22 protein-coding genes and 1 tRNA gene are annotated in these 19,427 nt (G+C 61.8%); 12 read left to right on the top strand and 11 right to left on the bottom strand.

What is annotated here, in order from left to right; genetic code table 11:
• Positions 1-2 precede the first annotated feature (2 nt).
• The 4 genes from AArcSt11_RS06160 to AArcSt11_RS06145 are packed head-to-tail and all read right to left on the bottom strand — an operon-like array spanning position 3 to position 2,945.
• Positions 3-266, bottom strand: coding sequence for a 50S ribosomal protein L23 (locus tag AArcSt11_RS06160; protein ID WP_250595497.1), 264 nt, complete (start codon positions 264-266; stop codon positions 3-5).
• The gene (gene rpl4p, locus AArcSt11_RS06155; protein ID WP_250595496.1) at positions 263-1,015 is read right to left on the bottom strand and encodes a 50S ribosomal protein L4; all 753 of its coding nucleotides are present in this window, start codon (positions 1,013-1,015) and stop codon (positions 263-265) included. The genes AArcSt11_RS06160 and rpl4p overlap by 4 nt, the downstream gene beginning before the upstream one ends.
• Positions 1,016-1,018: 3 nt before the next feature.
• Complete coding sequence (locus AArcSt11_RS06150) at positions 1,019-2,032, bottom strand: 50S ribosomal protein L3 (protein WP_250595495.1); 1,014 nt, start codon at positions 2,030-2,032, stop codon at positions 1,019-1,021.
• Between the two features lie 7 nt (positions 2,033-2,039).
• Positions 2,040-2,945 (bottom strand): RNA methyltransferase, encoded by a 906-nt coding sequence (locus AArcSt11_RS06145; RefSeq protein ID WP_250595493.1) that lies wholly within the window; start codon positions 2,943-2,945, stop codon positions 2,040-2,042.
• A 225-nt stretch (positions 2,946-3,170) separates the two neighbouring features.
• Here AArcSt11_RS06145 and AArcSt11_RS06140 point away from each other — a divergent pair, with 225 nt between their 5' ends.
• The 5 genes from AArcSt11_RS06140 to AArcSt11_RS06120 all read left to right on the top strand — a co-directional run bounded on the left by AArcSt11_RS06140 (position 3,171) and on the right by AArcSt11_RS06120 (position 6,937).
• The gene (locus tag AArcSt11_RS06140) at positions 3,171-3,575 is read left to right on the top strand and encodes a YccF domain-containing protein (RefSeq protein WP_250595491.1); all 405 of its coding nucleotides are present in this window, start codon (positions 3,171-3,173) and stop codon (positions 3,573-3,575) included.
• Positions 3,576-3,715: 140 nt separating this feature from the next.
• Positions 3,716-3,786: transfer RNA gene (locus AArcSt11_RS06135), tRNA-Gly, on the top strand.
• Positions 3,787-4,361: 575 nt separating this feature from the next.
• Positions 4,362-4,643, top strand: a complete 282-nt coding sequence (locus tag AArcSt11_RS06130) for a ribbon-helix-helix domain-containing protein (protein WP_250595489.1) — start codon at positions 4,362-4,364, stop codon at positions 4,641-4,643.
• Positions 4,636-4,920: a type II toxin-antitoxin system RelE family toxin gene (locus AArcSt11_RS06125; protein WP_250595488.1), complete on the top strand. Its 285-nt coding sequence runs from the start codon at positions 4,636-4,638 to the stop codon at positions 4,918-4,920. The genes AArcSt11_RS06130 and AArcSt11_RS06125 overlap by 8 nt, the downstream gene beginning before the upstream one ends.
• 130 nt (positions 4,921-5,050) lie before the next feature.
• Entirely contained in the window at positions 5,051-6,937 is a 1,887-nt protein-coding gene (locus AArcSt11_RS06120) for an SLC13 family permease (RefSeq protein ID WP_250595487.1), read from the top strand.
• 153 nt (positions 6,938-7,090) lie between these two features.
• Here the strand turns inward: AArcSt11_RS06120 and AArcSt11_RS06115 are convergent, their stop codons facing one another.
• The 4 genes from AArcSt11_RS06115 to AArcSt11_RS06100 all read right to left on the bottom strand — a co-directional run bounded on the left by AArcSt11_RS06115 (position 7,091) and on the right by AArcSt11_RS06100 (position 10,793).
• A complete protein-coding gene (locus tag AArcSt11_RS06115; protein ID WP_250595486.1) occupies positions 7,091-8,074 on the bottom strand; it encodes a metal ABC transporter permease in 984 nt (327 codons plus the stop codon).
• A complete protein-coding gene (locus tag AArcSt11_RS06110; RefSeq protein WP_250595485.1) occupies positions 8,071-8,814 on the bottom strand; it encodes a metal ABC transporter ATP-binding protein in 744 nt (247 codons plus the stop codon). Before AArcSt11_RS06110 ends, AArcSt11_RS06115 begins: the two co-directional genes overlap by 4 nt.
• A gap of 16 nt (positions 8,815-8,830) precedes the next feature.
• The gene (locus AArcSt11_RS06105) at positions 8,831-9,847 is read right to left on the bottom strand and encodes a metal ABC transporter substrate-binding protein (RefSeq protein ID WP_250595484.1); all 1,017 of its coding nucleotides are present in this window, start codon (positions 9,845-9,847) and stop codon (positions 8,831-8,833) included.
• Between the two features lie 97 nt (positions 9,848-9,944).
• A complete protein-coding gene (locus AArcSt11_RS06100) occupies positions 9,945-10,793 on the bottom strand; it encodes an SAM-dependent methyltransferase (protein ID WP_250595482.1) in 849 nt (282 codons plus the stop codon).
• A 148-nt stretch (positions 10,794-10,941) separates the two neighbouring features.
• On the opposite strand from AArcSt11_RS06100, the gene AArcSt11_RS06095 reads away from it, so the two are divergent.
• Positions 10,942-11,226, top strand: coding sequence for a hypothetical protein (locus AArcSt11_RS06095; RefSeq protein ID WP_250595480.1), 285 nt, complete (start codon positions 10,942-10,944; stop codon positions 11,224-11,226).
• Between the two features lie 22 nt (positions 11,227-11,248).
• Here the strand turns inward: AArcSt11_RS06095 and AArcSt11_RS06090 are convergent, their stop codons facing one another.
• Entirely contained in the window at positions 11,249-13,102 is a 1,854-nt protein-coding gene (locus AArcSt11_RS06090; RefSeq protein ID WP_250595478.1) for a rhomboid family intramembrane serine protease, read from the bottom strand.
• Positions 13,103-13,225: 123 nt separating this feature from the next.
• Between AArcSt11_RS06090 and AArcSt11_RS06085 the strand changes: the two genes are divergently transcribed.
• The 5 genes from AArcSt11_RS06085 to AArcSt11_RS06065 all read left to right on the top strand — a co-directional run bounded on the left by AArcSt11_RS06085 (position 13,226) and on the right by AArcSt11_RS06065 (position 16,855).
• Positions 13,226-13,537 (top strand): MTH1187 family thiamine-binding protein, encoded by a 312-nt coding sequence (locus tag AArcSt11_RS06085; protein WP_250595476.1) that lies wholly within the window; start codon positions 13,226-13,228, stop codon positions 13,535-13,537.
• A 42-nt stretch (positions 13,538-13,579) separates the two neighbouring features.
• The gene (locus AArcSt11_RS06080; protein ID WP_250595474.1) at positions 13,580-13,786 is read left to right on the top strand and encodes a heavy-metal-associated domain-containing protein; all 207 of its coding nucleotides are present in this window, start codon (positions 13,580-13,582) and stop codon (positions 13,784-13,786) included.
• Between the two features lie 202 nt (positions 13,787-13,988).
• Positions 13,989-14,921: a methenyltetrahydromethanopterin cyclohydrolase gene (mch, locus tag AArcSt11_RS06075; protein WP_250595472.1), complete on the top strand. Its 933-nt coding sequence runs from the start codon at positions 13,989-13,991 to the stop codon at positions 14,919-14,921.
• Positions 14,922-14,923: 2 nt separating this feature from the next.
• On the top strand, positions 14,924-15,388 hold the full coding sequence (locus AArcSt11_RS06070) for a double winged helix-containing putative transcriptional regulator (protein WP_250595470.1): 465 nt from the start codon (positions 14,924-14,926) through the stop codon (positions 15,386-15,388).
• 153 nt (positions 15,389-15,541) lie between these two features.
• The gene (locus tag AArcSt11_RS06065) at positions 15,542-16,855 is read left to right on the top strand and encodes an RNA-guided endonuclease InsQ/TnpB family protein (RefSeq protein WP_250595468.1); all 1,314 of its coding nucleotides are present in this window, start codon (positions 15,542-15,544) and stop codon (positions 16,853-16,855) included.
• 82 nt (positions 16,856-16,937) lie between these two features.
• On the opposite strand, the gene AArcSt11_RS06060 is transcribed toward AArcSt11_RS06065, so the two are convergent.
• Both AArcSt11_RS06060 and AArcSt11_RS06055 read right to left on the bottom strand, forming a co-directional pair.
• Positions 16,938-17,498, bottom strand: a complete 561-nt coding sequence (locus AArcSt11_RS06060; protein ID WP_353617710.1) for a magnesium transporter — start codon at positions 17,496-17,498, stop codon at positions 16,938-16,940.
• 44 nt (positions 17,499-17,542) lie between these two features.
• Positions 17,543-18,115, bottom strand: coding sequence for a magnesium transporter (locus AArcSt11_RS06055; RefSeq protein WP_250595466.1), 573 nt, complete (start codon positions 18,113-18,115; stop codon positions 17,543-17,545).
• Between the two features lie 98 nt (positions 18,116-18,213).
• Between AArcSt11_RS06055 and AArcSt11_RS06050 the strand changes: the two genes are divergently transcribed.
• Positions 18,214-19,422: a potassium channel family protein gene (locus AArcSt11_RS06050; protein ID WP_250595465.1), complete on the top strand. Its 1,209-nt coding sequence runs from the start codon at positions 18,214-18,216 to the stop codon at positions 19,420-19,422.
• Positions 19,423-19,427 lie beyond the last annotated feature (5 nt).

Below are 19,427 nucleotides of genomic sequence, written 5' to 3'. Positions count from 1 at the left end.
ATTCAGAACACCCCGATTCTGGATGCGACTTCGTCGGCCGCGTCGTCGGGGCCGAGCTTGATGGTCGCTTTCTTGGTACCGTCCATGGTGATCTGTGTGTTCACGTCGACGACCTCGACGTCGAAGCGATGCGAGATCGCATCGGCGATCTCGGGCTTCGCGGCGTCGACATCGACGATGAACTGGAGCTTGTTCTCGAAGTCCATGTCGTTCATCGCCTTCTCGGTGACGAGGGGATGAACGATGACATCTCGATCCTGCGTCATCGGTCTGCCACCTCCTCGATGGCGCTTTCGGTGAACACTGTCAGTCGGCCTCCGTTCGCGCCGGGGGCGAGGTCTTCCGTGTTGACCTCGCTTGCCGTCGCGACGTCAGCGCCGGCGAGGTTGCGGGCCGCTCGGGACGGGCCTGCCTCGCTCGACGTGACAAAGAGGATCGACCGCGGGTTCGTGTACTTCCGTCCGCGGGTCGTCCCTCGACCAGCGCGGACCGATCGGTTCTCGTCGGCGCGTTCGACGTCCTCGTGGATGCCGAGCGCTTCGAGCAAGGAGACGACCTCCTGGGTCTTCTCCAGGCCCTCGAACTCGTCGTCGACAACGAGCGGGAGTTCGAGATCCTCGTCGAACTCGTGACCGCGCTCGGCGACCGTCTCCACGTCCGCCGTTGCGGCGATCGCGGCGCGGGTCGCGAGCTTTCGCTCCTTGTCGTTGATGTCGAGGCCCTGGTCTTTCTCGGCCTTCGGTGGGTGTGCACGGCGGCCACTGACGGCCTGGGGGACGCGTCGGGCAGTGCCGTTCTCGCGTGGCACGTGTGCCATGCCGCGGCCGCTACCCTGAGACTCCGCAGGCGTGCGAAGCCCAGCGTACTCGTCCGAGCCGTAGTCCTGTTTCCGGTTTGCCTGAGCGGCGAGCACTGCGCGCTCGATCAGATCCGTCCGGATCGGCGTCTCGAAGACGTCCGGAAGGTCGATCGTGCCCGCGTCCTCACCGTCGAGGTCACGTACTGTTGCCTGCATAGATTATCCTTGATTCGATTCCGTAGATACGTAGCGCACCTCGGGATCGAGGCGCGGCTGGTCGTTCGGTCGCACGGCCGGGCGGAACCGAAGAACGCGCTGTGACGGCCCCGGAAGGGAGCCCTTCACGAGCGCGTACTGGCCGTCGATCTCGCCGTAGTTGACGAGGCCACCCGCGGGGGTGACGTCGTCGTCGCCGAGATCGATCAGGCGTTTGTTCAGTTCCGTCCGCTGGTGATAGCCGGTCTGACCCTGCTGGGGAACCGTCGAGCGAACTCGTGACGGGTTCCACGGGCCAAGGTTACCGATCCGGCGCCGCCAGCCCTGACGTGCGTGCTTTCCTTTTCGTTTCTGAACGCCCCATCGCTTGACGGGACCCTGCGTTCCTTTCCCTTTCGTCACACCGGCGACGTCCATGTACTCGCCGGGCCGGAAGATCTGGTCGGCGTCGTGTTCGCCGCCGTCTTCCAGCAGTTCGAGACCGTAGTCGAGGCGGTCCTCGATGGAGCCGCCGCCGATCCGAGTCTCCATGACATCGGGTTTCTTTTTCGGAACGCTCTTGACTTCGCTCGGAACCGTATGCGTGATCATCCGAATGTCGGCGATCCGACCTTCGGCGACGGCATCACGGATCTCCGTCTCCGCGGCCTCTGCGTCGTGTTCCTCGGGAAGGTCAAGTGTGCGATCGAGTTCCTCGTGGAACTCGGTGGCCCAGACTTCGGTCAGCGGTTTCTGACCGTAGGGCGTATCCTCGTACGCTCGCAGGGCAACTGCCCGCATGGGCGGCGTCTCCACGATGGTGACCGGAACCGTCTCCTCCATTCCCTCGGTGGGCGAGTCGGCTTCGTCGTTGATCATCACCACGTGGGTCATGCCAGCCTTGTAGCCGGCAAAACCCTGAAGCGTCGGCTGTCCGTCGTCACTCGGCCACGAGTTGAAACGTGGGACCTCGCTGGTCGCACGCTGTCGTGGGCCGAATCCCAACGAGCCTTTGCGTGGTCTGCTTGGTTGTGGCATTGTAGTCTCACTCTGGGAGTGTTAGGCAGGCAAGCGACGCGAACATTGCTTCTTCCGTTCGCACCACCTGACTGCCCTGGTTCGGAACCGTATTGAGCCAGAGGTCGAACCGGCTGGGTGCGCCCGGTTCGACGTCGATCCGTGCCGGAACGTCTCCGTCACGTGTGTCGTCTCCGTTCCCGGGGACTGCGTCCCCGTCCGCTCGTTGCTCGACAGTTACTCCGTCGAGCATCTCCGGAAGCCCTCTCTCGGGCGAGCCGAAGGCGACGGTCATCCCGTCGGCTTCGATTCGTCCGGCCAGTGTCCCGAGTCGCGAGACGCTAAGGTTCTCGCCGAACCTCGACGTCGCGATCCGAACACCGGCGTCCTCACGGCCGAGCGCTTCCGATAGGTCCATGCGATGGATCGAGAGCCCCGAAACGGGCTCGTCGACCAGCTTCGCACGGACCGGCTCTCGCGAAGAGATCCTGACTGTTACGCGCTCTCCCTCGTCGACCTCCATTTGCGGAGGGACGACGAGCGAGATCGGGTGTTGCAAGCCGCAATTGACCCGTACGCGCCCGTCAGGTCCGACCTCGGTCACGATTCCCTGTCTTGACGACCCCGAATCGTCTGATTCGGAGCCGGTCTGTGACGGTGCGCGGAGCGGCGGCAGGACGCCCGCGTACTCTAATTCGCTCCGCGTTCCCCATGCCTCCTTTCGGAGGTATGGCGGAGTCGCGGCGTACCGCAGCACGGTTTCGACGAATCCGCCGCCCCATCGCCGCTCGCCTTCCGAATCGGGGAAGACGACCAGACGATCTGCCCGGAATACTGTCGCCGCGCGGGCGACGTAGCCGATCTTGCGAGTTGCCTCGCGTTTGTCTTCGGCTTCCCGGACGAGAGACGACGGCACGAGTACGCTGACTGTCATGCCGTGACGCTTCGACGCCTCGCCACTAGACTGTGCCGATCTTTTCCCGTCCGACCCTAAAAGGGTGCCGGATCGTATTCGCCACTGAGAGCCGTTCACACTCGTGTTGTGAAGGGTTACCGTGGTTTGGTTGCGACCTGCCTGTCGACGAGTATCGATTCCTGTCGCCCCTCGCGTGCGCGCACCTGAAAGACTTATTCAGCAGTACTGGCTTCCACTAAGACGATGTCGCACAACACGTCCGACCCGTCGCTGGTGATCCGTGCCCTCTGGTTCGTCTTCGTCGGGTGGTGGCTCACCGGTCTCTGGCTCTCTGTCGCGTGGTTTCTGAACGTCACGATCATCGGCCTCCCCATCGGGATCAAGATGACCAACCGCGTCCCGAAAGTACTCTCGCTCAAGTCGTCCCAGCGACAGCTCGTCGCCGGACCGGACGGGAGCGTCGTCGAGTCCGGGCCGGAACAGCCCAGCCTGCTGCTCCGTGGCGTCTGGTTCGTCTTCGTCGGCTGGTGGGCAAGCGCCATCTGGACCGGTATCGCCTACCTGCTGACGCTGTCGATCGTCGGCATCCCGATTGCGGTGATCATGTACAACAAACTGCCCTTCGTCGTCTCGCTATACAAGTACTGAGGCGTCGAGAGCGGTTTCGGGTGTTTCGGGAGCGAATCGATCAATATCGTGGCTCCGTACCGTGGTTATTCCTCCCGAAGCGCCTCACTTTCGCAACTCTTATACAACAGTCTCTCGTTATCTGTGAATGCAGACAGGGCGCGTCGGTAGTGTAGTGGTATCACGTGACCTTGCCATGGTCACAACCGGGGTTCAAATCCCCGCCGACGCACTTCTCCGATTTCCAACCGACAAGCGGTGCGTTTCATCGCGCCGCGATTCGTGAAATCGGTGCATGCGGTACGAGGGGATTTGAACCACGCAAATCCGAACTCGTGAGGATTTGCAATCGGGTTCAAATCCCCGCCGACGCATTCTTGCGGTGAACAACTTCGACGAGCACCGCGTAGCGTGTGCTCGTCACCCCGTGAACCGCAGAATCGCAACGTGTGGATTTGAGCAGACGAGACGAGTGAAGCGAGTCTCGGCGAGTTCAAATGCCCGCCGACGCACTTCTCTCGAAGCAAACCAGCGAGCGACTGCTGTGTCGCGAGCAACGGTTGCGAGAGGAATGCGGTACGAGGGGATTTGAAGTAGAGAAGACGCAGCCCGCGAACGAAGTGAGCAGGACCGTCTTCGCGTGGTTCAAATTCCGGTCGACAGCCGTCGACCGACGTTCGCTTCGCACAACTCAGCGAACTCCCCGCCGACGCACTTCTCCGATTTCCAACCGACAAGTAGCGCGTGAACTCCCTTCATCGGTTCCCGGCGAAACGACTATGCGTAAGACAGACGTGTTACATGCATATGTGTGGAGCAACTACGAACAATAACGACGACGAGGAAATCGTCACGGTAAATTTCAAAGTCACCGAGTCGTTCCTCGACGAGATAGACGGTACGTGGCAGGGCCGCGGCTTCAACAGCAGAAGCGAGTTCATCCGTTACACCCTCCGTGATGCGGTCGAGTTCCCGACGTTTGACCGGGACGAACTCGTCGCGCTTCTCGACGCCGATGCGGATATCCGCTCGGAGCAGACGATGTCGGCAGACGAAGCGCGCGAGCGGTTCGGCACGGGCAATGAGTGACGAGGAGTGGACGTGGGAGCTCGCAGCGAAGGCACAGAACGACCTTGACAAGCTACCGCCGACCGACCAGGACCGCATTCTCGACAAACTCGATGAGATTGTCGATTCACCGTGGCGTGATCCACCAGACTACGGAGAGCCGCTTCAGAATAGCCCGTATCGGAAGGTCCGAGTCGGTGGGTTCCGATTGTCCGTGCGGTTCCGCCGAGGCCAACGGCGGATGATCATTGGGCGTATCAAACGCCGTGGGGGTGCATACACTGCTGATGACGATTGACAACAGTAGCTGCTCTCTGAGGTCAATACGACAGGCGACGACCACTGCGTAGCGTGTGCTCGTCTCTACGTAAGTCACAAAACCGTGAGCAGACGAGAACGTTTTTGAGTATTCCTCATCCATGCAGCATATGATCGCTGCCGCAGTCGCTACGGTCTCTGCCGCTACGACGACGGCCCCGCCCGCGCTGTCGGTGGACATGCTCGTAGTCTTCGGGATCATTGCGGTCGCCCTCGTCCTCTTCGTCTGGGAGCCGGTGCCGATCGACATCACTGCGATCGGTGTGATGGTCGCGCTGATCGTCCTCGAACCGTGGACCGGCGTCGATCTCGCACAGGGACTCTCTGGGTTTTCGAGTAGCGCGACGATCGCCGTCCTGGGGATGTTCGTCCTCAGCGAGGGGATCCGCCGGACCGGACTGATCAGCGTTATCGGGAGCGAGATCGCAGATCGGTACGGCGACAGTTCGTTCAAACAGCTGGTTGCAGTGCTCGGGCTGTCGGGCGGGACGGCGGGATTCATCAACAATACGCCGGTCGTGGCCGTGATGATCCCGATGGTCTCAGAACTGTCCGACCGAACCGGCGTTTCCCCCTCGAAACTGCTGATGCCGATCTCCTTTGCGGCGATGATGGGCGGGATGTTGACGCTGGTCGGCACGTCGACGAACCTGCTAGCAAGCGACATTTACGACAGCATGGGAGCGGAGTACGAGGCGTTCTCGATGTTCGAGTTCACCACGCTGGGCCTGCTCGTGCTGGTCGTCGGCTGTGCGTATCTGCTGACCATCGGGGTGCGACTGACGCCGGAGCGGGTCAAGATCTCCGAAGAGCTCACTGATGACTTCGAGATGGCCGAGTACCTGACAGAGGTCGTCGTCGAGGAAGACTCGCAGTTTATCGGCCAGACCGTCGACGAGTGTCTGCGGTCGATGGACGTCGACGCCGACATCGTCCAGTTCATTCGCGGCAAGCAAGCGTTCACCGAGCCGCTGGCACAAAAAGAGATCCGAAGTGGCGATGTTCTCGTGTTGCGAACCGACCGCGAGAGCCTCACATCGCTGATCGAAACCCAGGGACTCGGTCTCGCACCCGATGCGGAGGCGGATGTGGGAGACGAGGCCCTCAACGTGGACGACGACGAGGTAGAGGAGGTCGAGTCACAGCAACTGGCGGAGGTGGTTATTACCCCCGACTCGTCGTTGATCGGCGAGACCCTCGAAACGCTGAACTTCCGACAGCGGTACGACGCGACGGTGCTGGCGATCCGGCGCGGGGGACGCGTCATTCACGCCCGGATGGACGAACGGCGACTCCGCGGTGGCGACACCTTGCTCATCCAGGCGAGTGCGGACACCTTCCAGCGGTTCGCGAACGATCGCAACTTCGTGGTCGCGGGCGAGTTTTACGTCCCCGAATACCGGAAATCGAAGCTACCGATAGCGCTCGGAATCGTCGCGCTCGTCGTCGGCCTTGCTGGCGCGGGACTGGCCCCGATCGCTGTCGCCGCGCTCGGTGGGATGGTAGCGATGGTCGCGACCGGCTGTCTGCGCCCGTCGGAAGTATACGAGGCAGTCGACTGGAACGTCATCTTCCTGCTGGCGGGGCTCATCCCGCTGGGGATCGCAATGGAGGCAACCGGCGGTGCGGCGTTTATCGCGGGCCACGTCGTCAGTGCCACCGGCGGACTCGATCTGTTGATCCTGCTTGGAGTTCTCTACCTCCTGACGGCAGTGCTCACGAACATCGTCAGCAACAACGCCTCGGTCGTGTTGATGATCCCCGTCTCCGTCGACATCGCAGTGGCGGTCGGCGGGGACCCGCTCGCGTTCGCGCTCGCGGTGACGTTCGCGGCGTCGACGGCGTTTATGACGCCGGTCGGCTACCAGACGAACCTGATGGTGTACGGCCCCGGCGGGTATCGATTCACCGACTACATGCGGGTCGGCGGTCCGCTCCAGTTGTTATTGACCGTCGTCACGGTTCTCGGGATTCACGCGATCTGGGGGGTCGCATAGCGGGTGTGAAATCAAACGAGAGTAGTATGGGATGACCGGGCGCAAAACCTCACCGTTTACCACGGGGATACGCACCGTCGCTGGATAACGCCAACTACCGACAGTAGCATTGCTGGATTTTCCATGACGCAACCCTGGCCATTACACTGATCGTCAATCAGCGGAGGACCCATCGGGGGCCGTCGGAGCGTCGGTCTCCGCCCGTGACGACTGCAGTTTCCCGAGGAGTACGGCGATGATGTAGAGCGCGACTGCGACGAGTACGATGGTTCCGCCAGCGGTAGACTCGTACTGGAAGGAGAGCGTGATCCCTACCAGGACGGCGATCTCGGCCAGGATCACTGATGCCAGCAGCGCCTCACGGAAGCTCCGGGCGACCTGTGTCGCACCGGCAACGGGGACGACGAGCATTGCTGCGACGAGGATGACCCCCATGATCTGCATCGCCCCGACGACGACCATCGCGGTGAGCATCGACATGATGCGGTTGTACCAGGGAACGTTGATGCCCGCCACGCGGGCGGCCGTTTCGTCGAAGGTGACGTAGAGTAGCTGTTTGTAGGTAATCCCGACGACGAGCGCGATGACGGTGAACAGTCCCAGCAGGAGTGCTGCGTTCTCGTTCGTCACCGTCGAGAGGTTGCCAAAGAGGTACTGATTAACGCCGACTGCGAGTCCACCCGCGTTGAGACTGATCAGTACCGCACCGAGTGCAAACCCGGTCGAAAGGACGATTGCCATCGACACGTCGTTGTACGCGTCGGTCACCTCGGAGATGAGTTCGATGGCGAGCGCGGCGAGCATTGCGACGACGACCGCGGCGAGGTACGGCGAAACGCCCGTTCCAAGCGTGGCGTTGACGAATAACCCAACCGCGACGCCCGCGAAGGCGGTGTGTGCGAGCGCGTCGCCGATCAGCGCGAGCTGGCGGTGGACGAGAAAGGTCCCGATCAGCGGGGCCATCACCGCAATGAGCATGCCCACCAGAAACGCGCGATGCATGAACCCGTACTGGAGCATCTCGATGCCGAACTCCTCCCCGAAGACCGACAGGACGTCGCTCCACCGGTCGAGCAACCAGAACGCGGCATCGTACGGTGTCGGCACGGCTCCGGTCGACGCCCCCGGGACGCTCATACGACCGTCACCTCGTCGTCACGCCGGACGTTGGTACCGTACGCCCGATCCAGTGCGTCGCTCTCGGCGAACTCGACAGGCGGTCCGTCGAAGTACAGTTCCCGGTTGAGACACAGGACCCGATCCGTATGTTCGATAACGGCTCCGATATCGTGTTCGACAAGCAGGATCGTCATGCCGTCGTCGTTGAGGTCCCCGAGGAGGTCGAAAAAGGACTCAACTGACTCGGCGTCGACACCCACTGTCGGTTCGTCTAGGACGAGCAACTCGGCGTCACCGGCGAGCGCACGGGCGATGTATGTGCGCTGGCGCTGGCCGCCGGAGAGGTTCGTGATCCGTCGGTTCGCAAGGTGGTCGATCCCGACCGTCTGCAGTGCCTCGCGAGCCTTGGTGCGGTCTTCCACGCCGATACGGCCGAAGCCAGCGTGGGGGAACCGTCCCATAAGCACGACCTCGGCGACTGTGATCGGCATCCGTTTGGTGTCTTCCGTGACATCCTGAGCGACGTAGCCCACGCGCTCGCGCTCGGCGAACTCGCGAGCAGGATATCCCAGCAGTTCCACGTGGCCCGTATCGGGGGCATGTAGGCCGAGCAGGAGTTGCAAGAGCGTGCTCTTTCCGGAGCCGTTCGGGCCGACGATGCCGACGTATTCGCCCGCATCGACATCGAAGGAGATGTCTTCGAGAACAGGGGCGGCAGTGTAGCCAAAGGAAACGTTATCGACGTGAATGACTGTCATAGTAGGTAGTGAGTTGTTATTCGAAGTTACGCCACTCCTCGTCGAATCCGTCCTCCGGTTCGCCCGCCTCGAGGATTTTTCGGAACGTGTTCATGTTGATTTCACGGGCAATATCGAAGTAGCCCCAGCCCTGATCCGCCCACTCTTCTGTCGTCCCGGCATAGGGAGTAACGGGGTAGTACGCCTCGACGTCGGTCTCATCGCGCAACTGCTGAGCAGGTCGTCGCGGTTCGAAGATCGCCGCGCCGATATTGCGGATATCGTTTGCTTCGATCGTATCCTGTGCTCGCTGCATGTCCGTCGGACGGACGTCGTCATCGGCTGCGAGGTTCTTGACGAGTGGCTGTAACGTGAGCCCGTACCGCTGCCCGACGTACTCAAAGGCGTTGTGGGCGGCGAGGAAAGCCACATCTCGCTCAGCGGCATCGGCGAGCGTTTGCCATTCCTCGTCAAGCACATCGAGTTCCTCTTTGACGGCTTCGGCGTTGTCGGCCAGTTGCTCCTCCTCGTCCGGTGCGATCCGACTGAGGCCGTCGCGGATATTGTCGACGGAGCCTTTCGCGCGCTCGGGATCCAGCCAGAAGTGCGGATCCTTACCCTGATCGACCTGCTCGTCTTCCTCCACGGTGTCCGCCAGATTGATGAGGTCGATCCCCTTGCGAGCGTTAACGTACTCGGTGTCTGCTCCGTCATCCCGTGCGGTCTGGATCGCACGATCAGCCCACGGTTGGAAGTCCGGGCCGACGTGGACGAACGCGTCCGCGTCGACGATGTCCACCTGGATCGACGGATCCGGCTCCCAGCCGTGTCCGTGGAGCCCCGTCGGGACCAAGTTCTTTGCTGTGATCGACGTTCCCTCGGCGACCTGCCGAGCGAAGTCGTAAAACGTGAAAAAGGAGGCAACTGCGACGGGACCGTCACCTTCGTCATCGGGCGTGCCGGAGGCACAGCCCGCAATCCCGATAGAGAGAGCACTACCGCCGATTGCCAGTGCTTTTCGTCGTGATACTCCGTTCGTGCGATCGTCTACCATTACATGGGATTAGACGGGTCTAAAGTAAAAGTGTTGCTACTCAATAAATTTAGATTGTATCTAATCTATCGCTGGAGCTTCAACGGTATACACTCGATCACCGCTCTGCTGTAACGATGTAATATCCCAGCGCGCCGCTCCCGACCAGTTTGTAAACCTCGTAGGAGGCCCGATAGAGCGCCAGTTCCCGATCCGACCCGCTACCGAACAGACCCCGAAGGCGCTGGACTGGATAGTTTACGAGGCCAGTGATCCCCCGTCTCCGGACCGACGGCCGGACGGCTTCGGTGACATCGCGGATCGAGACGTTCGTAAAGCCTGCCGCGTCGAGTCCCGATTCCAGCGCGTCGATCCGTGTGACGGAGACGCCAAAGCCGTCGTCGACGCGCCCCAACCGATTTCGTTCTCCATCGTCGAGGTCACGCTGGTGCTGGAACAGGTCGCCGACGACGAGCCGACCGCCCGGCGCGAGGACGCGTGCGACCTGTTCCAGAACGGCGTCAAGATCCCGCGCGTGACAGAGCGCTTCTAGCCCCCACACGACGTCGACGGAGTCGTCCTCGACGGTCGTCAGTTCGTGAAAGTCGTCGGTCCGGAACGTGACCGACTCGGCAACACCGTTCTTACGCGCGTGCTCGCGAGCGAATTCGAGCAACCCCTCGTTGACGTCGATCCCGACGACCTCGGCCCCGCGCTGGGCCGCGATCCAGATCGATTCCGCACCGGCCCCACAGCCGACGTTCAGCACGCGATCGCCGGACTCAATCCCGGCAAGCGTCGCGAGGATGCGGGTCGTGTTCTCCACTGCGGTAGCTGGCTCGTCGTGCTCGTCGTCGTAGTAGCCGTAATGGAGACTCCGGTGGCCCTGCTGGTCCCACATCGCCTCGTGGGAGTCCTGTAACTCGTCGTAGACGCCGGAGACGGCGTCGCTGTCGATCTCGTCCATTGGATACCAGAAAGTGGTCGACACTCCTAAGGGTTGGCGAAGGTCGTCTCCCCCAACCTGTGCAACGCGTGTCCGCCCGCATCGTACACGTGCAGGACATCCGTCTGACTGAATATTATGGTACTCGCTCACAATGTTTCGTATCCCGATGTCATCCGATCGCCCCACCGAGAGCATCAGTGGGAATGGGGAGTGGCAGTGGAACAGGCAACGGGAGTCGAACCGGTCGATACCCCGTCCGGACGAGACCGCGAGACGATGCGAACTCGAAGCCGAACTCGAACGGAAAGAGCAACGGTTACAGACAGTCATCCAGCAGTACGAGCGCCGCCTGGCGGAAACCGAGCGTCAACTGGCCAGGGAGCGATCGTCGAACGACGGCGACACTCGACCGTCGCTGTACGCACGGATCGTAGGGTATCTCTCGCGATAACCGCGATTCCCTTGCTCTCGACCTACGAATAGGTCTCTCGCTCCGCAATGGGGAACCGATCACTTGCGGTTTCGGCGACGACTCTGGCACCGTCGTCGGTCGGTTCGGTTGCGAACTCGATCCCCGCGGCGGTCGCTGTCCCGTTCTCCGCTGGAATCGGTATCGCGTCGACCGTCGTACCGTCGTCGAGGACCCGAAGCCGGAACTCGTTGTCTTCGGGCACGACCTCGACCGCCTGGCCGTCGATCAGCACGTCCGCACGGACCGGCTCCGAAGTGAACGAGCGCGTCGTCTCGCCATCGTGGGTGAGATCGACCACGTACGCGCTCTCGTTACCGACGACGTCCCAGCCGCTACGCTCTGCGCGGACCGTCTCGTGCCACCCGACCCCACCGACGACAGCGGTATCGCTCCCCTCGAACTCCAGGACCTCCTCGCGGACGCCGACAGTCCAGAGTTCGCGCTCGTCACTGACGACGATCACGCCCGTCTGTTCGCCAGCCAGCACGTCATCCCCGCCGAGATCGATCACCGACACCTGCCCGCTGGCCGCATCCTGTTCGTAGGTGATGGTGTAATCCTCGATCTCGACGCCCCCATCACCCGGAACGGCGTCGTCGCCGACCGTCGTGAGACTGATCGGAATGCTAGGAAGCGCGACGAGCAGTGTGAGCACGGTAAGACAGACGATCGCCGTCTGTCGACGCGAGACCGGGCCCGCGAACCACCGATCCGGCACCAGCGGGGGAACCGCAGGGATCGACAACAGTCCGGCAGCCACGAGCGTCATGGCGATCGAAAGCCCGACGAGTTCGCCGATGATGATCGTTCCGCCGATGCTGATAGCTGCGAGCAGTACAACCAGTCCGAGCCACACCACAGCGAGCTGGCGGCGCGACGGCGCTCGGGGCAGTACAGCCAGCGGCCGCCGATCCAGCAGTGCTCGATCGCTCCCCGTAACGGCGATCGTGACGAGTATCGTTAACAGGAGGACGAACGTGACGCCAGCACCGCGATAGAGAAAGTAGACGTCGTCCCCGCCCGGCCACGCGACCAACCAGAGCGCCTGGGCCATCCCGACGGTCACCATCGCAAAGAAGACCCGCTCGGTCGACGGTCGCCGACCGCGGTAGTGCAACAGCGCGATTGCCAGCAGGACCCCGAGCAGGAAGCCGAAGAGATGGGCCTGAAACGCGATCCCGGCCCACCCCGGCGGCGCGGGCGTTCCGACCTCGACGACCTCGCGGACCACCGGTTCACTCAGCGCGTTGTACAGCGTCCCCAGCGCGGAGCTTACGACGACCGCGACAACCGTCGGCAGGGGATACGTAACGACCGCGAACCCGATCAGCGCGAAGACGGCCCCCGAAAAGCCCAGCCCCGGCCCCAGCGAGAACACCGCCGTGACGAAGGCGACGGACAGCAACGCGAGGGGAAAGACCACGACTGCACGAACGAGCGCTCTGGCGAGCAGCCCGTCGTCGTTACCGGAGTCGGCGAGACCACGCTTTTTCGGGTAATGGCTCCACGCGTACTCCACGATCGGCGCGACCGCGAGCGTCCCGGCCATGTTCGAGACCAGGTGTCCGGGGCCACCGTGGGCGATCCCCGAGGTGACGATTCCAGTCGGATAGAAGTACGACCAGGTGACGTACGGAAGCGTCAGCGGGTCACCCCACTGTCGTGCGCCGGCCTGCGCTAGCACATAAAAGGAGACGACGATCGTGACGGTGACAAGCGTTCCCCAGGGGATGCCGTACACGAACCGATCCTCTAGCCGGGTGCGCCAGCGACCACGCCCCTCGTAGTACCAGACGAAGCCGAGGGCGACCAGCAGCGTCGCAGCGAGAACCACCTGCGTGGGCGAGAGGGACATTGATGTGTGCTATGTGCCCGATGGGCACAAATATTCGGTTCTGCTGGCACGTTTTCGAGAATCGATCAGGGCCTGCGGATCCGGTCACGATGGTTTTACGCAACTGCCGCCCCACTATCGGGTATGACAGTCGTTGGCTACCTGTCGGTCGCACCGGTGATCGAAGACAGTATGGCAAGCGAAGTCGCGAAAGCGGTCGACGCCCTGGAGGCGTTCGACGTCGAGTACGAGACCAACCCGATGGGCACCGTGATCGAGACCGAGGAGATCGGCGAACTGTTTGCCGCCGCACAGGCCGCCCACGAAGCCGTCGACGGCGACCGGGTAAGTACCGTATTGAAGATCGACCACAAACGGACCGCGGAGACGACCGCCGCGGACAAGGTCGAATCCGTCGAGGAGCATCTCGGCCGGGACGCCCGCAGCGACCAGTAAGGGTCCGAAAGGGATTCCATGCCGGAGGCCATACGTCGGTCCATGACACAACAAGAGTTCGACGTCGAAGGAATGTCCTGTGGTGGTTGCGAGCAGAACGTTGTGGACGCGCTCACGGAACTCGACGGTGTCGACGGGGTCGATGCGGATCACGAGGGGAACCGGGTCACCGTCTCGCTCGCCGGGGATGTCCCCGAAGGAGACCTGACGGCGGCGATCGAGGCGGCGGGCTACGAGGTCGTCAGCTAACTCGCCAGTCCGGCCACTTTTTTCGGCAGGTCTCGCGTAGGAGCAGTCATGAGCGACCGAGCCTGCTACCGCGAGTTCTGTCCCGATTGTGCGCTCCAGGTCAGCGTGGTCGCGGAGAACTGTCCCGACTGTGGACGCGCACTCGAACTCGAGTGAGCGTCGTATACCAACAGGTAAAACCGAGGCCGAACAACGAACCAGCATGGAGAGTCTCAATCGCATGGCGATCGAGCTGGTCGACGAGGCCCTCGACTTCGCCGAGGAACTCGATATCGGAGCCTTCGAACTGGACAACGAGGCCACAGTCATCGATTTCGGCGTCGAGTTCGACGGCGGCATCGAGTCCGGTCTCTTGCTCGCGGAGATCCAGACCGCCGGGCTGGCGACCGTCCAGACCCGGATGGACGATGTCGGCAACGCGCCGATCCCGCACGTCGAGCTGTCGACCGATCATCCCGCACTCGCACTGCTGTGCGCACAGAAGGCGGGCTGGGAGGTCACCACCGAGAGCTTCGAGGGGCTGGGCAGCGGCCCGGCCCGCGCCCTCGTCGGCGAGGAAAGCGAGTTCGCGCGTACCGGGTATCACGACGCCTTCGATCTCACCGTGCTGGCAATCGAGAGCGACCAGTTGCCCGACGAGAGCGTCGCCGAACAGGTCGCCGACATGGCCGACGTAGAGCCAAGCGGCGTCTTCCTGCCCGTCTTCCCGAGCGCCAGCATTGCGGGCAGTGTAACGATGGCCGCCAGGGCCGCCGAGCTCGCCGCCTTCCGGCTCTCGGAGCTGGGCTACGACCCGCTCGATCTCGTCTCGGCCACCGCAAGCGCGCCGATCGCACCGATTGCCGGGGACGAACAGACCGCCATGGCCCGCACCAACGACGCCCTGGCCTACGGCGGACAGGTCCATCTCACGGTTCGCGAGGAGTTCGACCGCTTCGACGAGGTCGCCTCGACCGCGAACGACGAGTACGGCCGGCCCTTCGCCGAGATCTTTGATGAGGCCGACTGGGACTTCTACGAGGTCGACGATGGCGTCTTCGCGCCCGCGCAGGTGACCGTCGACGTGATCGGCGGTCCGACGACGGTCTACGGCGAGACCAACGAGGAACTGCTCGTCGAGAGTTTCGGCCTGTAACCGTGAGCGGGGACGCTCGATTCAAGCCGGTTCCACCAGCGCCGGACTCGCTCGACCGGCTTCACGAGGCCCGGCAGGCAGTGCCACTCGTTCCAGGCGATAGCGACGACTGTTGTGCCCGAGTGGCCCGGAATCTGGCCCTCGATAACCGTCAGCAGGGGGAGACGTGGCTCGTCTTTTTGCGCGCGCTCTCGCTCGTCGAGGCGGGTGACCGGGGCTACCACAGAACGCGCGAGGACGTCGAGACTGCCGAACTCGGAGCGCGGTTTCGCGACCGTGTTGTTGGGGCCGACGATGTACTCTCGGCTGTCGAAGACGCCGACGAACCGCAGGGGGTCGACCGGATCTTCGAGCGGGTCAGAGAAACCGTGCCCTCGTGGGAGCGACGCCGTCACGACAACTGGGAATCCGTCTGGCGCGAACGGACGGCAAGGCTGCTAGGGTGGGCGGTACTGTTCGAGTTATAAAGAGCAAGGAGAATACCCGCGCCTTTAGGCGCGGGATGAATCCGAAAATCATTTTTACAAACGACTACCGATAGCAAGGCCGGATATTCCACCGCAACCAAACACCAACCTTTACAACTAAAGCAAGTATAAGTGATTATACAGGCGTTCGGAATGCTGAAAGTCCACCGCACCCATCGAGCGAAAATCCGCAACCACTCACAGGTGGCGGAACAGCTCGACCGTCACGGGTGGAGTGCCAGCAAACTCTGGAACGTCGCTAACTACCACTCCCGTGAAGTCTGGGAGGAGACGGGCGAGATCCCCGATCACGAGGAGTTGAAAGACGAGTTGAAGACCCATCCAAAATACAAAGGGCTACACAGTCAGTCCAGTCAGCGGGTTCTGGAGGAACTCGCTGAAGCCTTCAACTCGTGGTACTCCTCGGACGACGAACGGGACAACCCGCCCGGCTACCGCAAAGAAAACTACTACGACCAACAGGGCCGCCGTGTCCACGAAGAACACCCGCGTTCGACGGTGACGTGGAAGCAAAACGGTATTCGTCACGACAGCAAAAACAACCGTGTTCGCCTTTCAAAAGGCGCGAATCACAAGGAACACCCGAAAGCGTGGGAATACATCCTTGTCGAATACGAGACGCGCCCCGGAGTCACGGTTGAGAACCTGCAACAAGTCAGAGCCGTCTACGACCAGCAGAAGAAACGGTGGGAACTACACCTCGTCTGCAAAGACGAGATTGAGACCCCCAACGCTCCCGGTAACGAAACAGCGGGTGTCGACCTTGGTATCAGTAACTTCGCCGCCGTCGCCTACAGCACCAAAGACGCTGACCTGTACCCCGGCAATCGCCTGAAACAGGACGGGTACTACTTCCCGAAAGAAATCGCTCAGTGCGATGACTCAAGTGGTGACAGGGCCACTCGACTGCACCACAAGTGGTCGGAACGGCGCACACACTTCTTCCACTCTGTAGCGAAACACATCGTCCAACGATGTATCGAGAAGGGTGTTGGCCGGATCAACGTCGGAGACTTGGAGGGCGTCCGCGATGACGAGAACGGCGACTCGAAGAACTGGGGCAAGCACGGTAATCTCGACCTACACGGATGGGCGTTCGACCGCTTCACCTCGATTCTCGAATACAAGGCGAAGGTTGAGGGAATCGAAGTCGTGGAAGTGTCCGAGCACCACACGAGCAAGACGTGTTGCGTCTGCGGGAGAGAGGACGATAGTCAGCGTGTTGAGCGTGGCTTGTACGTGTGTGAGGAATGTGATGCAGCGTTCAACGCTGACGTGAATGGGGCGGAGAACATCCGTCTCGACATCAATGAAAGTAACTCTGAGTCTACACTCGATTTGGGTGGAGATAGGAGTACCGGCTGGTTGGCACAGCCCGGAGTCTACCTTCATGACCTCTCCCGAGGATTCCAACCTCGGTCAGAGGTGGTAGACTGCAAACCCTAATATCCCAACATCGGGATTCCTCCGCCTTCAGGCGGAGGAGGATGTCAATGGTGGAAACGGACGACGCATACACACCCACAGTCTAATAGAGGACGACTGCGACGACCCCGAACAGAATGAGCACGCCGGTGATGTCACAGACGTTCGTGACGACTGGAATCGTCGTGTCGTCGGGGTCGTGGCCGAGTCGAAACGACGCCCAGACCGCCCCGAGACTGACGACAACGACGAAAACCGCAAGAAGCATTCCGCTGATTACCGAAATGAGCATCACTTCCCAGAGCGCGAGCGTTCCCCCGAGGGCGCGGCCAATACTCCAGGCACCCAGACCGAGCAGGACGAACACCGTCGCGGCGAGCCCTATCACAGCCCCGGCATTCGAGCGGATCGCGCGGTTCTCGGGCGTGAACTCCAGCGTCCCCAGATGAAGCTGGGTAGAGAGCCGCGAACACATGATCGAACCGAGGTTTCCTGCCGTTCCGATCATGACCGGGACGAGGATCAATAGCGAGGGGTTCGCGAGCAACTGGTCCTCGAACGTCTCCAGCACGGTTCCCGAAACCATCTGAAGGATCGACAGGATCGCCAGCAGCGGCACCATCGTCGTCACGATTCCCCGTACCGTCCACTGTTCGAGGATCACCTCCTCGTAGTACTCCGTCTCAAAGAACTCCTCCTCCGGGGAGCTCACAGTACCAGCCCCACGAGATAGACGCCGACGAGCAGAAAGGCAACGCCGAACACGTCGCCGACCGTCGTGACCACCGGCCCGATCACGTTGTCAGGGTCGAGACCGCGCCGGTAGCCGATAAAGATCACTGACAGGAGCACGAGAAGCATCATAACAGCACTGAGAAAGCCAGCGATCACCATGATCCCAACCAGTTCGAGGAGGCTACCGGAGCGTCCGAGACCGATCAAGACGACGAATGCTACGATTGCGATAAACACCGAAACGACCATCCCGTTGATGAAGGAGGCGACGATGGCGTTCGTGATGCGTTTATCGCGGCTGAAGTACGGCTCGATGAGTCCCTGATGCAGCCCGCTGGACAGGCGCGCACCGAGCGAGCCGTAGACACCGCCGCGCGTGGCCAGAAACGCCGGGAGCAATAATAACAGTCCGGGGACGCTCTCGATCCCGTTTCGCATAGTATCGGTCCCAAGAATCGTTCCTGCAAAGAGTCCGGCGACCAGACTGATGAGGATCACAGGGAGGGATTGCCGATAGACGTCCGCCGCTGTTTCGTGAGCCGACATCGTTTCCACAAGTAGCTCCGACCGTCTTAAACCTGTATCGCTGTAGAAGGGTCCGAAAGGTAACAAACACTTTACCGGCTGGCCGAATAGCGCCATGTATGAGACCGAACGAGGGTGCGGCATCCTCGCAGCCGATCAAGTACGAGCCAGTGAGCGTCAAGGACGTGCTCGTCGAGATGAAAGACACGTCGGAGCTGCTGATCGATCTGTCGTACTCGGCCGTGCTGCACCAGAGCGAGGATATCGCCGCAGAGGTGCTGAAACTCGAAGAAAAAATGGACGTGCTGGAGATGCGCGCCCGGATGAGTCTGATGATGGCCGCGCGCAATCCGAAGGACACGGAGATGCTCGCCCCGGTCCTCGGGGTCGTCAGCGGGGCGGAGAAGATCAGCAATGCGACCGGCGATATCGCGAAAATTGTGCTAGAGGAGATGGGGCTTCCCGAAGCGATGCGAGCAGCACTTCCCGAAGCTGTCGAAACGCTCGTCCGCGGCACGATCGCAGCGGATTCGGAGTACGTCGGCAAGAAATTGAAGACGATCGATCTGGAATCCGAGACCGGTGTTCGAATCATCGCGATCCGACGCGGCGATGAGTGGATAACGAATCCCGGTCCGAAAACGCGGATCGAGGCCAACGACGTAACGATCATGCGCGGCCCGGAACAGTCGATCGACGACGTCTACGAAACTGCAACCGGCGAACGGTATAGCCTGCCGGAGTTCGAGGAACCGGATGTCGACGATCTGGAACGCGCCGTCCGATCGATCATCCACATGAAGAACCTGAGCGAACTGGCGGTGGATCTGGCCTACGGCAGCATCCTCTTCGACAATGCCGAACTCGCCGAGGAGGTCCACAATCTGGAAGTCGAGGTCGACGCCCTGCAATCGCGGTTCGAGGCGTGGACGTTACGGGCTGCGAAAGACGCCGAGGACCCGGTTTCGCTGCGAGGGCTGATCCGCCTCGGGATCAGCACGGAAGTGATCAGTGACGCCGCACTGGAAATAAGCGAGGGCGTACGACGCGATATCGATGTTCATCCCGTGATCGAGCTGGCGATGCAGGAAAGCGACGAGGTCATCTCCCGGGTCACAGTCGAAGCGGGAAGCGACCTCGCGGGCGCGACGATCACGGACGGCGTTCCGGCAACCGACGTGACGATGAGCGTCATCGCGATCAGACGGCCCGACGAGGGGTGGATGCTCGTCGCCGACACCGAAGAGACGCTGCAGCCGGGCGACGTGTTGATCGGAAAGGGAACCAGAACTGCCGCGGAGAACTTCGAGGCGCTCGCCGGGACGTAACACGG

The sequence above is a fragment of the Natranaeroarchaeum aerophilus genome, assembly GCF_023638055.1.
Lineage (GTDB): Archaea > Halobacteriota > Halobacteria > Halobacteriales > Natronoarchaeaceae > Natranaeroarchaeum > Natranaeroarchaeum aerophilum.
Note: the sequence above shows the minus strand (reverse complement) of the source record. Positions and strands in the feature narration are given on the sequence as shown.

Bases quoted from the DNA above. Each gene is read 5' to 3' on its own strand.
- AArcSt11_RS06160 (WP_250595497.1), bottom strand. From the start codon at position 266: ATGACGCAGGATCGAGATGTCATCGTTCATCCCCTCGTCACCGAGAAG.
- rpl4p (WP_250595496.1), bottom strand. From the start codon at position 1,015: ATGCAGGCAACAGTACGTGACCTCGACGGTGAGGACGCGGGCACGATC.
- AArcSt11_RS06150 (WP_250595495.1), bottom strand. From the start codon at position 2,032: ATGCCACAACCAAGCAGACCACGCAAAGGCTCGTTGGGATTCGGCCCA.
- AArcSt11_RS06145 (WP_250595493.1), bottom strand. From the start codon at position 2,945: ATGACAGTCAGCGTACTCGTGCCGTCGTCTCTCGTCCGGGAAGCCGAA.
- AArcSt11_RS06140 (WP_250595491.1), top strand. From the start codon at position 3,171: ATGTCGCACAACACGTCCGACCCGTCGCTGGTGATCCGTGCCCTCTGG.
- AArcSt11_RS06130 (WP_250595489.1), top strand. From the start codon at position 4,362: ATGTGTGGAGCAACTACGAACAATAACGACGACGAGGAAATCGTCACG.
- AArcSt11_RS06125 (WP_250595488.1), top strand. From the start codon at position 4,636: ATGAGTGACGAGGAGTGGACGTGGGAGCTCGCAGCGAAGGCACAGAAC.
- AArcSt11_RS06120 (WP_250595487.1), top strand. From the start codon at position 5,051: ATGATCGCTGCCGCAGTCGCTACGGTCTCTGCCGCTACGACGACGGCC.
- AArcSt11_RS06115 (WP_250595486.1), bottom strand. From the start codon at position 8,074: ATGAGCGTCCCGGGGGCGTCGACCGGAGCCGTGCCGACACCGTACGAT.
- AArcSt11_RS06110 (WP_250595485.1), bottom strand. From the start codon at position 8,814: ATGACAGTCATTCACGTCGATAACGTTTCCTTTGGCTACACTGCCGCC.
- AArcSt11_RS06105 (WP_250595484.1), bottom strand. From the start codon at position 9,847: ATGGTAGACGATCGCACGAACGGAGTATCACGACGAAAAGCACTGGCA.
- AArcSt11_RS06100 (WP_250595482.1), bottom strand. From the start codon at position 10,793: ATGGACGAGATCGACAGCGACGCCGTCTCCGGCGTCTACGACGAGTTA.
- AArcSt11_RS06095 (WP_250595480.1), top strand. From the start codon at position 10,942: ATGTCATCCGATCGCCCCACCGAGAGCATCAGTGGGAATGGGGAGTGG.
- AArcSt11_RS06090 (WP_250595478.1), bottom strand. From the start codon at position 13,102: ATGTCCCTCTCGCCCACGCAGGTGGTTCTCGCTGCGACGCTGCTGGTC.
- AArcSt11_RS06085 (WP_250595476.1), top strand. From the start codon at position 13,226: ATGACAGTCGTTGGCTACCTGTCGGTCGCACCGGTGATCGAAGACAGT.
- AArcSt11_RS06080 (WP_250595474.1), top strand. From the start codon at position 13,580: ATGACACAACAAGAGTTCGACGTCGAAGGAATGTCCTGTGGTGGTTGC.
- mch (WP_250595472.1), top strand. From the start codon at position 13,989: ATGGAGAGTCTCAATCGCATGGCGATCGAGCTGGTCGACGAGGCCCTC.
- AArcSt11_RS06065 (WP_250595468.1), top strand. From the start codon at position 15,542: ATGCTGAAAGTCCACCGCACCCATCGAGCGAAAATCCGCAACCACTCA.
- AArcSt11_RS06055 (WP_250595466.1), bottom strand. From the start codon at position 18,115: ATGTCGGCTCACGAAACAGCGGCGGACGTCTATCGGCAATCCCTCCCT.
- AArcSt11_RS06050 (WP_250595465.1), top strand. From the start codon at position 18,214: ATGAGACCGAACGAGGGTGCGGCATCCTCGCAGCCGATCAAGTACGAG.